The organism is Pseudomonas sp. SC3(2021), assembly GCF_019856535.1.
In the GTDB taxonomy this organism is placed as follows: Bacteria; Pseudomonadota; Gammaproteobacteria; order Pseudomonadales; family Pseudomonadaceae; genus Aquipseudomonas; species Aquipseudomonas monsensis.
On record NZ_CP082236.1, the window covers coordinates 5,089,987 to 5,102,742 of the forward strand.

Genomic DNA, 12,756 nt, shown 5'->3' on the forward strand with positions numbered 1-12,756 from the left:
CATTCAGAAAGGTAGGCATGACCGTGGCTCAAACGACCAAATACGTCATCAAGTACAAACTCAACGGCGAACGCCGCTTCGAGTTCGCACAACTGCAGAACGGCACAGCGGAAGAGGCCAAGGCAGCCCTGGACGCTATCCACGGCCAGAGCGACGATGTGATCACTGACATCGCCGTGAGCAAAGCGCTGTAATACGGCGCCGGGAATTCGACCGCAAGCGGCGGAGTGCTCTGCCGCCCGCACCTGACCAGACTGACGGCTTCGACCTTGGGTCAAGGAGTCAGTATGTCGATGTCACCCACCCGTTTAGCCGAACTCGACTGGGCCGGTCTTGAACAGCAACTGGACCGCGACGGATGCGCCATCATCCGCTCACTGCTGTCGGCCGCAAGCTGTGAGCACCTGAGCGCGCTCTATCCGCAGACCGGGCCGTTCCGCTCCCAGGTCATCATGGCTCGCCATGGTTTCGGTCGCGGCGAATACAAGTACTTCCGTTATCCGCTGCCCGCGCCCATACAACGCCTGCGCACGGCGCTGTATCCGTGCCTGGTGCCGTTGGCGAATCGCTGGTACGCGCGAATGAACCTGCCGGAACGTTTTCCGCCAGGCCACGACGAATTTCTTCAGCACTGCCATGCCGCCGGCCAGTTGCGCCCTACTCCGCTCTTATTGCAGTACGGTGCGCAGGACTACAACTGTCTGCACCAGGATGTGTACGGTGAGTGGGTGTTTCCGTTGCAAGTGGCGATTCTGCTGTCAGAACCCGGCGAGGATTTTACCGGTGGCGAATTCGTCCTCACCGAACAACGCCCGCGCATGCAGTCGCGTCCGCTGGTGCTGGATCTGAAAAAAGGCGATGCCGTAATCTTTGCCGTCAATCAACGCCCGGTCAAAGGCGTGCGCGGCGATTACCGGGTGACCCTGCGCCATGGCGTGAGTCGCCTGCACAGTGGAAAAAGGCATACCCTAGGCATCATCTTTCACGACGCCACGTGACGACCATGTCATCCCGTACATTCGATCTGTTCGCAGACCACGAACCCGAACAACAGCCACGAGCCGAGCAGATCGGCGAACAATCATGGGTGTTGCGCGGTTTCGCCTTGCCGGTGGTCGACCACCTGCTGCCGGCGCTGGACGCCATTCTCGTCGCCGCTCCCTTGCGTCACATGGTCACGCCGGGCGGCTTCAGCATGTCAGTCGGCACCAGCAGTTGCGGTGCGTGGGGCTGGATCACCGATCGCAGCGGCTATCGTTACTCGCCCGTCGACCCGCTCAGCGGTTTACCCTGGCCGCCGATGCCGAAATCGTTCGCCATGCTGGCGCACTCGGCCGCCGAACGCGGCGGATTCTCTGGCTTCAACGCCGATTCCTGCCTGATCAACCGCTATATCCCCGGTGCCAAGATGTCGTTACATCAGGATAAAGACGAAAAGGACTACGCCGCACCGATCGTTTCCCTGTCCCTCGGGTTGCCGGCGATGTTTCTGTTCGGCGGTTTTTCCCGCAGCGACAAAACTCAGCGCATTCCTCTGCTGCACGGTGACATGGTGGTCTGGGGTGGCGTCGACCGCTTGCGGTATCACGGCGTATTGCCGATCAGGCACGGTCAGCATCCGCGCCTTGGCGAACAGCGGATCAACCTGACATTCCGGGTCGCCCGATAAGCAGAAAATTCGACCGCAAGGCCCGGAGTGTCGTGCGCGCCGAGGCTGGTTAACCTGAGTCAAACAGGTCAACGGATTACTCATCATGAAAACGCTTTCGAACCCGCTCAACATCCAGGACGATCCACGCTGGGCCGCTGTGGTCGCTCGCGATCCACGAGCGGACGGGCAGTTTGTCTATGCGGTAAAAACCACCGGCATCTACTGCCGTCCCAGCAGCCTGGCACGGTTGCCGAAACCGCAGAACGTCGAGTTCTTCGACAATGCGCAACAGGCTGAAGCGGCAGGCTACCGGCCGAGCAAACGGGCCAGCAAGGATCACAGCGATGTCGCGGCGCAACACGCGGTGACCGTGGCGAAAGCCTGTCGACAGATCGAAACGGCAGAAAACCCGCCGCGGCTCAATGAGCTCGCGCAGACGGCAGGCTTGAGCCCGTTTCATTTTCATCGGGTGTTCAAGGCTGCCACCGGCCTGACGCCCAAAGGTTACGCCGCCGCCCACCGTTCGCGCAGGGTCCGCGAACGGCTGGCAGACGGCGACTCCGTGACGGACGCGCTCTATGACGCCGGTTTCAACTCCAACAGCCGCTTCTACGAAGCCGCCGATCATCTGTTAGGCATGAAACCCGGCGACTACCGTGCAGCCGGCCAGAACAACGACATTCGTTTCGCGGTGGGCCAATGCTCGCTCGGCGCGATCCTGGTCGCGCAAAGCGAACGTGGGGTTTGCGCGATTCTGCTGGGCGACGACCCGCATCAACTGGTGTGCGATCTGCAGGATCAATTCAAGAAAGCCAACCTGATCGGCGCCGACCGTGGATTTGAACAACTGATCGCCAAGGTCGTGGGCTTTATCGAAGCGCCGGCCATTGGCCTAGATTTGCCGCTGGACGTGCGCGGGACGGCGTTTCAAGAGCGCGTCTGGCAAGCGTTGCGCGAGATTCCGCCCGGCAGCACGGCCAGCTACGCCGACATTGCCCAGCGCATCGGCGCGCCGACATCCATGCGCGCCGTGGCCCAGGCCTGCGGGGCCAACCGTCTGGCGGTAGCGATCCCCTGCCACCGCGTGGTGCGCAGCGATGGCAATCTGTCAGGTTATCGCTGGGGCGTGGAGCGCAAGCGCCAGTTGCTGGAGCGTGAGACGCAGTCTTAGCGAACGCCGATATGGATCGACACGGATTCGGGGCCGGTATAGGCCTCGAAGTCCGTGGCGTAGCGACGCTGGATCTGCGGATTGTCACTAAAGAACGTCCACACTTTGCCCCAGGTAGAGATCACCGCGTCGGGCATTTGACCGTGCGCCTCGAAGACCAGATATTCGCCCGCTTCGATCTCGACCGATTCGTACCCGCCCGCAGGCTTGTCGACAGCCACGCCCGCGGTCACGTCGAACGCCCCGGAGGCGTCCGATTCGTAGGCCGAATATACGCCATACACGGGCGATCCGGCTGGTCGGGAATGCTTTCAGCCAGTGCGCTGGCGAAAAACTGCCGCCACATCGGGCCGATCTTCGCCGACTCGGTGCTGTGCTCTGCTGCATTGTCCGTGCGTACACGCAAGCCCGAAACCGTGAAGGCGTCGATCTGCTGCCGTTTCAAGTCCATCGAAAACCTCACTCCCTGATTGGTTGAAGCACGGTCCGCAAGCGCCGCGATGGCGTTAACTCTGTCAGCGATTGACGTCAACGACAACCCTGCCGCGCAACTGTCCGGCGAGCAATGTCGGCGCCGCATCGACCGCTTCGCTCAGGCTGATTTCATGGCTGATCAGCGACAGCAACGCGAAGTCCAGATCCTTCGCCAAACGATCCCAGGCTTCCAGGCGGCGCGCCTTGGGCTGAGTCACGCTATTGATGCCGGCCAGCGTCACGCCGCGCAGGATGAAAGGCGCTACCGACGCCGGAAAATCCATACCTTGCGCCAAGCCGCAGGCAGCGACCGTTCCTTCGGCACGGGTGCTGGCGCAGGCGTTGGCCAGGGTGTGGCTGCCAACCGAATCAATGACGCCCGCCCAACGCTCCTTGGCCAGCGGTTTGCCGGGCTCGGACAAGGTTGCGCGCTCAATGATCTCGCTAGCGCCCAGCTGTTTCAGGTACTCATGCTCGGAGACCCGACCGGTGGATGCCACCACCCGGTAGCCGAGTTTGCTGAGCAGAGCGATGGCAAAACTGCCCACACCGCCATTGGCGCCCGTCACCAGAATCTCGCCCTGATCGGGCGTGACGCCATTGCGCTCCAGCGCGAGGATGCACAGCATCGCCGTGTAGCCAGCGGTGCCAATGGCCATCGCCTGTGCCGGGGTAAAAGCCTTGGGCAACGGAATCAGCCAGTCACCCTGCAACCGGGCTTTTTGCGCAAGACCGCCCCAATGACTTTCACCGACGCCCCAGCCGTTGAGCAACACTGCATCGCCGACCTTGTAATCGGCGTGAGCACTGGCCTCAACCGTACCGGCCAGATCGATCCCCGGCACCATCGGAAATTTGCGCACCACCGGACTGCTGCCGGTAATCGCCAGGCCATCCTTGAAGTTGAGTGTGCTGTAGGCGACACGTACGGTGACATCGCCTTCGGGTAACTGGTCCTCGTTGATCGCTTGCACGCTGGCGCGATAACCGCGGTCGTCTTTGTCGATCAGAATGGCGTTGAACATGGCGACCTCTCGCGAACAGGGTTAAGGATTGCGTGCCTTGAAATACCACATCGCAATACATTGCCACACTCGACTTTCTGCTTGTCCGCAAATCGACCGGGTATTTGCATCGCGGGCGACTATGCTTTTTCGACGGTTGTGCTTTCGCGATGATTCCTTTGGAAATCGCCCTGTCGATGGAGCTGACAATGCCTTATCCGCGCTCGTTTCTTGTGATGCTGATGCTGTGGCTGCTGACCTTCGGCAATGCTTTGGCAGCCCCCGCGACAACAACCGCTGACGCAGCGCCGGACGCGCCGACATGGCCGCAAGTCATCACCAGCGGCAAGGCGAAACTGACCGTGTACCAGCCGCAACTCGACAGCTGGGATGGCTATACCCTCAATGCCCGCGCGGCGGTCGAAGCCACAGGTGGCGACGGCAAGTCCACCTACGGCATCGTCCAGTTCAGCGCGCATACACTGGTCGACAAAGCGACCCGCTGGGTGGCGCTCGATCAGTACAAGCTGATCAAGGCCGACTTCCCGGCCGATGCCAGCCAGGCCGACATCTGGGTCGCGGCATTGCAAAAGGACGCCGAAAACCGCAAGAAGACCATTTCGCTGGATCAGCTCGAAGCCGCCGTAGGCGTGCTGTCGGCCGAGCAGAAAGCCGACAGCGCACCTCTGGAAAATACGCCGCCAGCCATCGTCACGTCCGACGTCCCCGCCCTGCTTGTCTATATTGATGGCGAGGCCGCCTATCGAGCGGTGGACGGCATTGCGCTGCAACGGGTGATCAACACTCGGCCGCTGCTGCTGAAAGATGCCCAGGGCAAACATTACCTGCATGTGTTCGATGGCTGGATGGTTGCCGACCAGTTGAGCGGCGAGTACACGCGCCTGGCCGCGCCACCTGCCGATCTGGAAAAAGCCCGACTGGCGGCGATCAAGAGCCAGCAGGTCGATCTGTTGACGGGACAAAGTGATCCCAAAGACAAGGTGCCGAGTCTGGCCAAACCGCCGCAGCCGAAGATCTTCATCGCCACCACGCCCACCGAACTGCTGGTGACCGACGGCGCGCCACAATGGCTACCCATCCAAGGCACAAGCCTGCTTTATGTGAGCAACACCACCGGGCATATCTTCAAGGAAATCGGTGACCAGAACAGTTACGTGCTGATCTCCGGGCGCTGGTTTCGCGCCAGCGACATGAAGGGGCCGTGGACATTTACCCCGGCCGACAAATTGCCCGCCGACTTCGCCAGCATCCCCGACGACAGCCCGAAAGAGAACGTCAAGGCCTCCGTCGCCGGCACGCCACAGGCCAAGGAAGCGGCGATTGCCGCGACCATTCCCCAGACCTCGGCGATCAAGAAAAACGCGGTGCACATGACAGCGCCGCAGTTCGATGGCGAGCCGCAACTCAAAGCCATCAACAGCACACCGCTACAGTATGTGGTCAACAGTGCGACACCGATCATTCGCGTCGACAACGACAGCTGGTTTGCGGTGGAGAACGGAATCTGGTTCACCTCGACGTCCTTGAACGGGCCGTGGACCGTGGCCAGCTCGGTACCGGCGGTGATCTATTCGATCCCGCCGAGTTCGCCCATGCACTACCTCACCTACGTCAAGGTCTATGAGTCCAGCGGCGATACCGTGGTGGTCGGTTACACGCCGGGGTATCAGGGATCGAATCTGGACCCGGCGACCGGCGTCGTGGTTTATGGCACCGGTTATCCGTACACGCCGTGGGTCGGCAGTGTCTGGTACGGACCGCCGGTGACTTACGGTTTCGGCGTCGCCATTCGCTACACACCCTGGACCGGCTGGACGTTCGGCTTCGGTTTCGGCTGGAGCTGGGGCGGCAGCACCGTGGCAATGGGCTGGGGCTGGGGCGCCTATCCATGGTGGGGCAATTACGGCTGGGGTTACGCCTGGGGCCCGCACCTGTATCCAGCGCCGCTGGCCTGGGGTGGCGCCGCCTACGGTTATCGTGGCGGCGCGGTAGCCTGGGGGCCCGGAGGCTGGGCCGGAACCACAGGCAACATTTACCGTCAGTGGGGCGATCGAGCGACAGTCAGCCGCTACGGTGCGGGCTACAACGCCTGGACCGGCAATCGCTGGGCGGGTCAGGTAGGTGCTTCGTATAACTCACGCACCGGCGTCGCAGCGGCGGGGCAACGGGGCGCCGTGCATAACGTGTATAACGGCAACTATGCAGCCGGACGCAGCGGCGTGGCGACCGGGCCGAACGGCGGCGCCATTGCCGGCGAACGGGTCACTGTCGGCAATGCGCGCAACGGCACGCAAGTCACCGCCAACCGTGGTGCGGTGTACAACCCCAACTCCGGCAACACCACTCAATATGGCGCGGTTCGCGGACGCAACAGTGGTGTGGCCCATGTCGGCGACAACGTTTATGCGGGGCATGACGGTAACGTCTACAAGAAAACCGATAATGGCTGGCAGTCGATGGTGGGCGGCGGTACACGGCCGGCGCCGGTAAACAACAATGCACAACTGCAGAACCTCAATCGCGAATCCGCTGCGCGCAATGTCGGCAACCAGCGCACCAACAACTTTCATAACTCCTCGCAAAACATGAATCGTTCGTTTGGCGGCGGCGGATTACACCGACGCTGAAAAACTGCACGGCATATTCAGTATTTCGAACTGGCTGTGTAGACGGCTTTGCTGTTAAAAAACGACCCTGCCGTCCCTGCCCGTTTTGTCGTTCGGAGAACCGCTGTCATGAGCCAATGGCCAGATAACCGCCTGCTTGACCTTCTCGGTATTGAAGTACCGATCATTCAGGGACCGATGGCCGGTGCCACGAATTCGTCCATGGTGATCGCCGTGTGTAATGCCGGGGGGCTGGGTTCGATGCCGGCGGCGATGCTCAGCATCGAGCAGTTGCGTGACGAGCTGAAAACCATTCGTGCAAACACTGACAAACCTTTCAACGTGAACTTCTTCTGCCATCAGCCACCGGCGCCGGATGAACAACGCGCCCGCGACTGGAAGAACCTGCTGGAACCTTACTACCGCGAACTGGGCGTGGATTTCGACGCACCGACGCCGGTGTCCAATCGCGCGCCCTTCGATGCCGCAGCCTGCGAAGTACTGGAGGAGTTTCGACCGTCGGTGGTGAGCTTCCACTTTGGCCTGCCGGAAAAATCCCTGCTGGATCGGGTCAAGGCCACCGGAGCGAAAATTCTCTCCTCGGCCACCACCGTTGAGGAAGCCGTGTGGCTGGAGCAGAACGGTTGCGATGCGATCATTGCCATGGGTTACGAAGCTGGCGGCCATCGCGGGATGTTTCTGAGTGAGGACTTGAGCAGTCAGGTTGGCACATTTGCCCTGGTACCGCAGGTGGTCGATGCAGTGAACATTCCAGTGATCGCCGCGGGTGCCATTGCCGACGCTCGTGGTGTCGCGGCAGCGCTCATGCTCGGCGCGTCGGCGGCGCAGGTGGGTACTGCGTACCTGTTCACCCCGGAAGCGAAAGTCAGCGCTGCTCATCACCAGGCGCTGCGCACGGCCAAGGAAAGCGAAACCGCGATCACCAATATTTTCACCGGCCGTCCGGCCCGGGGCATTCTGAACCGTGCCATGCGCGAGCTGGGCCCGATGTCGCCGATGGCTCCCGCATTTCCGCTGGCGGGGGGTGCGTTGATGCCGTTGCGAGCGAAACATGAGGCTGAGTTCGCCAACCTCTGGGCGGGTCAGGCCTTTACGTTGGGCAGAGACGTCAGCAGTGCCGAATTGACGCGACAGTTGGCCGACGGTGCTTTGGCAAAACTGCAACGGCGTTGAGTCCGGACCGCGTGAGGAATCGAAGCCCTCACACTGGTTTCAAGCAACACTTTCCGTTTGCCGGCGTTTCGCTATATATTTCGCTATATAGCGTTCTCACCCCTCGCATCGGCGCAGTCCACTTCCAACAATAGCTGCCCTGCGCCCACGCCGACCACGGAGCTGTTACATGACCATTTGTGCCTCCCGTTTTGCCCCTTCCTGCCTGGTTTCCCTGCTCGCGGTGTTCGCCATTGGCACTGTCCAGGCTGATGAAGTGCAAGTGGCTGTAGCTGCCAACTTCACCGCGCCGATCCAGGCGCTTGCCGCCGATTTCGAAAAAGACACCGGGCACAAACTGGTCGCCGCTTACGGCGCCACTGGCCAGTTCTATACCCAGATCAAAAACGGCGCGCCGTTCGAAGTGTTCCTCTCGGCGGACGACACCACTGCGGAAAAACTCGAAAAAGAAGGCGATAGTGTCAAGGGCTCGCGATTCACCTACGCCATCGGCACCCTGGCGCTGTGGTCGGCCAAAGAAGGCTACGTCGATGCCAAAGGCGATGTGCTGAAGAAAAACGAGTATCAGCATCTGTCCATCGCCAACCCGAAAGCCGCACCTTACGGGCTCGCCGCCACGCAGGTGCTGGAGAAGCTGAAACTGACCGAAGCCACCAAAGCCAAGATCGTTGAAGGCCAGAACATCACCCAGGCGTATCAATTCGTCTCCACCGGCAACGCCGAAGTGGGCTTCGTTGCTCTCTCGCAGATCTACAAGGACGGTAAAGTCAGCAGCGGCTCGGCCTGGATCGTTCCGGCCAGCCTGCACGACCCGATCAAACAGGACGCGGTCATCCTCAATAAAGGCAAGGACAGCGCCGCCGCCAAAGCCTTGGTTGAATACCTCAAGGGCCCAAAAGCCGCTGCGGTGATCAAGTCTTACGGTTATCAACTCTAAATGGCACTGACGAGTGCCGATTTTGCGGCGATCTGGCTGACCCTGAAACTGGCGTCCCTGACCACCGTGATTCTATTGCTGGTCGGCACACCAATCGCCCTGTGGCTGTCGCGTACCCGTTCGTGGTTGCGCGGCCCGATCGGGGCGATTGTCGCCCTGCCCCTCGTGCTGCCGCCGACCGTCATCGGTTTCTATCTGTTGCTGATGATGGGGCCGCACGGTTTTCTCGGCCAATTCACCCAATGGCTGGGGCTCGGCACGCTGACCTTCAGTTTTACCGGGCTGGTGATCGGCTCGGTGATCTACTCCATGCCGTTTGTGGTGCAACCGCTACAGAACGCCTTTTCGGCGATCGGCACCCGTCCTCTGGAAGTGGCCGCGACTTTGCGCGCCAATCCTTGGGACACTTTTTTCAGCGTGATGCTGCCCCTGGCGCGCCCGGGTTTTATCACGGCAGCGATCCTCGGATTCGCCCATACCGTCGGTGAATTCGGTGTGGTGCTGATGATTGGCGGCAACATTCCCGACAAGACCCGCGTGGTGTCCGTGCAGATTTACGACCACGTCGAAGCCATGGAATACGCCCAGGCTCACTGGTTGGCCGGGGCGATGCTGGTGTTTTCCTTTCTGGTGTTGCTGGCGCTGTACACCAGCCGCAAAACCCGTGCGGGCTGGAGCTGACCGATGATTGATGCACGTTTGAAAATCGGCTATTCCGGCTTCAGCCTGGACGTTGACCTGCACTTGCCGGGCCGTGGCGTCACCGCGTTGTACGGTCATTCCGGCTCCGGCAAAACCACCTGCCTGCGCTGCATTGCCGGGCTGGAACGTGCCGAACAGGCATTTATCCGCATCAACGGTGAAGTCTGGCAGGACAGCGACCATGGCACTTTCGTCCCGCCACACAAACGCGCAGTCGGCTACGTGTTTCAAGAGGCCAGCCTGTTCGCGCACCTGTCGGTGCTGGGCAATCTGCAATTCGGCCTCAAGCGCATCGCCAAGGCCCAGCGTCGGGTCGATCTCGCGCAGGCCACTGAACTCCTGGGTATCGGTCATCTGCTCGAGCGCCATCCGCAGCACCTCTCTGGTGGCGAACGTCAACGAGTGGGCATTGCCCGAGCCCTGCTGACCAGCCCGAAGTTGTTGTTGATGGACGAGCCCCTGGCCGCTCTCGACAGCCAGCGCAAACGCGAAATTCTGCCTTACCTGCAGCGTCTGCATGACGAGCTGGACATTCCACTGCTGTACGTCAGCCACGCGCAAGACGAAGTGGCGCGACTGGCCGATCACCTCGTGCTGCTCAGCGACGGCAAGGCCCTGGCCAGCGGCCCGATCGGCGAAACCCTCGCCCGTCTGGATTTGCCGATGGCAATGGGCGACGACGCCGGAGTGATCATCGAGGGTCAGGTCAGTGCCTACGACGCCGATTATCAGTTGCTGAGCCTGCAGTTGCCGGCCACCCATTTGCACATTCGCGTCACCCACGCGCCGATGGCATTGGGTCAGGCCTTACGGTGCAAGGTACACGCGCGCGACATCAGTCTCACCCTGCAGAACACCGAGTTCAGCAGCATCCTCAATCGTCTGCCGGTCACCGTGGTCAGTGAACTGGCAGCGGACAACGCTGCCCATGTCCTGATTCGTCTCGATGCCGGCGGCACGCCCTTGGTGGCGCGTATCACGCGCTTCTCGCGGGATCAACTCGGCGTGCATCCGGGCCAGCATCTCTGGGCACAGATCAAGGCGGTCGCAGTGCTGGCGTAAATCATTCGGCACGACGGCTACAGCGTGCGGTCAATCGTTTACAGACCACGACGCCCCCCAAGGAAGCCGCCATGCCCGACACCGTGCTGACCGACGCACTGCCCCCAGACCTGCACTATGTCGATGACACCCAGCCCGGTATCACGCGCAAGAAACTGCGCGGCAAGTTCAGCTACTTCGAACCCTCGGGCCAGCGCATCACTGACCCGGACGAAATCAAACGCATCAACGCCCTCGCGGTGCCGCCGGCCTATATCGACGTGTGGATCTGCGTCGACCCGCGTGGCCACCTGCAAGCCACTGGGCGCGATGCCCGTGGCCGCAAACAATACCGCTATCACGCGCGCTGGCGCGAAGTGCGCGATGCCGACAAGTATTCACGCCTGCGCGAATTTGGCCTGGCGCTGCCGAAATTGCGTAAACAGCTGGAAGTGCTGCTGGCCGCGCCCGGTTTCAGTCGCGACAAAGTCATGGCCACGGTGATCACCCTGCTCGATGCCACGCTGATTCGTGTCGGCAACACGCAGTATGCGCGGGATAACCGTTCCTACGGCCTGACGACCTTGCGCAGCCGACATGTCGAGGTCAACGGCAGTGCGATCCTGTTCCAGTTTCGCGGCAAGAGCGGGATCGAACATCAAATCACCGTCAAGGATCGCCGTCTGGCGCGAATCATCAAGCGCTGCCTGGAAATCCCCGGGCAGAACCTGTTTCAGTATCTGGATGAAAACGGTGACCGCCACACGGTCAGCTCTTCCGACGTCAATGCGTATCTGCAAACCCTGACCGGCGCCGACTTTACCGCCAAGGACTACCGCACCTGGGCCGGCAGCGCCCTGGCATTGGCGGTGTTGCGTGAGCTGACTCACGAATCGGAGACCGAAGCCAAACGCCACGTCGTCGAGATGGTCAAGGGCGTCGCCAAACAGCTGGGCAATACGCCAGCGGTGTGCCGCAAGTGCTATATCCATCCCGCGGTGGTGGAAAAATTCATGCTCGGCGCACTGGCGCAACTCCCCCGTCCGCGAGTGCGCAAAGGGCTGCGCGCCGAAGAAGTGGCGCTGGCAATGTTTCTCGAGCAGATGAGCGAAATGACCGACGCGCCTTGATCCCCGCCCGGCAGTGCCAGCCGACGAGTTGATCTGCCTATTTTTTGCACGATCGCCGCAGCCTTCTATAGTTGATCTGACACGAATCAGCTGCGGTGACGCCATGGAAGACATTTTCGTCGTGAAGCGCTGCAACAAGATCATCATTCACGGTCGACGCGCCGGAGAAAGCCAGCATGATCCCGCCGAAGCCATTGGCTGGTTTCGTATCTGCGACACGCGCACGGGTGGCTTCATCGGCGATGGCTATGACAGGGAGCAAGACGCCAGGGTCGAATGCGAGCGCCTTAACGCAGCGAGTTCTCCACTACCGGTCCGCCAGTCTTCCGGCTGATGCCGATCACCGGCGGGTCTATACTGAAACCAGCTGAAGGAGCAGCACCCCAACGGCAGAAGGCTCGCGACTTGCGGGCTTTTTGCTGCCGCTCAGCGGTTTCATTGAACGGAGGTGTTCCATGTCCGAAAAAGAGTCCATCACCACCCTCCTCACCCTGCTCGACGCCCGGCAGGCCCGCCTCGCGGCCGCTTGCAAGGAGATCGCCGACTGGGTCGATCATCAAGGCGGACACCCCACCGCCCTGCGTATCCGCGATCGGCTGAACGACATCGAAAAGGATGCGCCGCTGATTCGCAATACACTGTCGGCCCTGAAGCCGGTTGATCGGCCGCTGCCACGGTTCAGATAACGACAAATCAGGTCATCGCGAGGGATGGTCATTATTGCCGGGCGGCCTTCTGCCCGGCAGTTGCTTGTGTGAGCCGAAAAGTTTCTTTTCACGAAGCCATCACATCGACCCGCTTACAGTGAAATCACTCCTTTAGAGA

13 protein-coding genes and 1 pseudogene are annotated in these 12,756 nt (G+C 61.1%); 12 read left to right on the forward strand and 2 right to left on the reverse strand.

Features of this window, described 5'->3' with window-relative positions; all coding sequences use genetic code 11:
• Nucleotides 1-17 precede the first annotated feature (17 nt).
• From K5Y35_RS22700 to ada, 4 genes are all read left to right on the forward strand, one after another.
• Nucleotides 18-194 carry a hypothetical protein gene (locus K5Y35_RS22700; RefSeq protein ID WP_177490491.1) on the forward strand — a complete coding sequence of 59 codons (177 nt, stop codon included), beginning with the start codon at nucleotides 18-20 and terminating at the stop codon, nucleotides 192-194.
• 93 nt (nucleotides 195-287) lie between these two features.
• Nucleotides 288-998, forward strand: coding sequence for a 2OG-Fe(II) oxygenase (locus K5Y35_RS22705; protein WP_222833013.1), 711 nt, complete (start codon nucleotides 288-290; stop codon nucleotides 996-998).
• Between the two features lie 5 nt (nucleotides 999-1,003).
• Nucleotides 1,004-1,669: a DNA oxidative demethylase AlkB gene (gene alkB, locus K5Y35_RS22710; protein ID WP_222833014.1), complete on the forward strand. Its 666-nt coding sequence runs from the start codon at nucleotides 1,004-1,006 to the stop codon at nucleotides 1,667-1,669.
• Nucleotides 1,670-1,754: 85 nt separating this feature from the next.
• Entirely contained in the window at nucleotides 1,755-2,822 is a 1,068-nt protein-coding gene (ada, locus tag K5Y35_RS22715; RefSeq protein ID WP_222833015.1) for a bifunctional DNA-binding transcriptional regulator/O6-methylguanine-DNA methyltransferase Ada, read from the forward strand.
• On the opposite strand, the pseudogene K5Y35_RS22720 reads toward ada, so the two are convergent.
• Together K5Y35_RS22720 and K5Y35_RS22725 are read right to left on the reverse strand one after the other, a co-directional pair.
• Nucleotides 2,819-3,273, reverse strand: a pseudogene (locus K5Y35_RS22720) (GyrI-like domain-containing protein). The gene ada and the pseudogene K5Y35_RS22720 overlap by 4 nt on opposite strands.
• 64 nt (nucleotides 3,274-3,337) lie before the next feature.
• A complete protein-coding gene (locus K5Y35_RS22725; protein ID WP_222833016.1) occupies nucleotides 3,338-4,321 on the reverse strand; it encodes an MDR family oxidoreductase in 984 nt (327 codons plus the stop codon).
• Nucleotides 4,322-4,509: 188 nt separating this feature from the next.
• Between K5Y35_RS22725 and K5Y35_RS22730 the strand changes: the two genes are divergently transcribed.
• From K5Y35_RS22730 to K5Y35_RS22765, 8 genes are all read left to right on the forward strand, one after another.
• Nucleotides 4,510-6,948 (forward strand): autotransporter, encoded by a 2,439-nt coding sequence (locus K5Y35_RS22730; RefSeq protein WP_222833017.1) that lies wholly within the window; start codon nucleotides 4,510-4,512, stop codon nucleotides 6,946-6,948.
• Nucleotides 6,949-7,056: 108 nt separating this feature from the next.
• Nucleotides 7,057-8,121 (forward strand): NAD(P)H-dependent flavin oxidoreductase, encoded by a 1,065-nt coding sequence (locus K5Y35_RS22735; protein WP_123468365.1) that lies wholly within the window; start codon nucleotides 7,057-7,059, stop codon nucleotides 8,119-8,121.
• Nucleotides 8,122-8,290: 169 nt separating this feature from the next.
• Complete coding sequence (gene modA, locus K5Y35_RS22740) at nucleotides 8,291-9,058, forward strand: molybdate ABC transporter substrate-binding protein (RefSeq protein ID WP_222833018.1); 768 nt, start codon at nucleotides 8,291-8,293, stop codon at nucleotides 9,056-9,058.
• Nucleotides 9,059-9,739 (forward strand): molybdate ABC transporter permease subunit, encoded by a 681-nt coding sequence (gene modB / locus K5Y35_RS22745; protein ID WP_186745899.1) that lies wholly within the window; start codon nucleotides 9,059-9,061, stop codon nucleotides 9,737-9,739.
• 3 nt (nucleotides 9,740-9,742) lie between these two features.
• A complete protein-coding gene (gene modC / locus K5Y35_RS22750; protein WP_128615966.1) occupies nucleotides 9,743-10,822 on the forward strand; it encodes a molybdenum ABC transporter ATP-binding protein in 1,080 nt (359 codons plus the stop codon).
• Between the two features lie 71 nt (nucleotides 10,823-10,893).
• Nucleotides 10,894-11,931, forward strand: a complete 1,038-nt coding sequence (locus K5Y35_RS22755) for a DNA topoisomerase IB (RefSeq protein WP_222833019.1) — start codon at nucleotides 10,894-10,896, stop codon at nucleotides 11,929-11,931.
• 103 nt (nucleotides 11,932-12,034) lie between these two features.
• Nucleotides 12,035-12,265, forward strand: a complete 231-nt coding sequence (locus tag K5Y35_RS22760; RefSeq protein ID WP_123468355.1) for a hypothetical protein — start codon at nucleotides 12,035-12,037, stop codon at nucleotides 12,263-12,265.
• Nucleotides 12,266-12,386: 121 nt separating this feature from the next.
• Complete coding sequence (locus tag K5Y35_RS22765) at nucleotides 12,387-12,617, forward strand: hypothetical protein (protein ID WP_008082703.1); 231 nt, start codon at nucleotides 12,387-12,389, stop codon at nucleotides 12,615-12,617.
• Nucleotides 12,618-12,756: the final 139 nt, after the last annotated feature.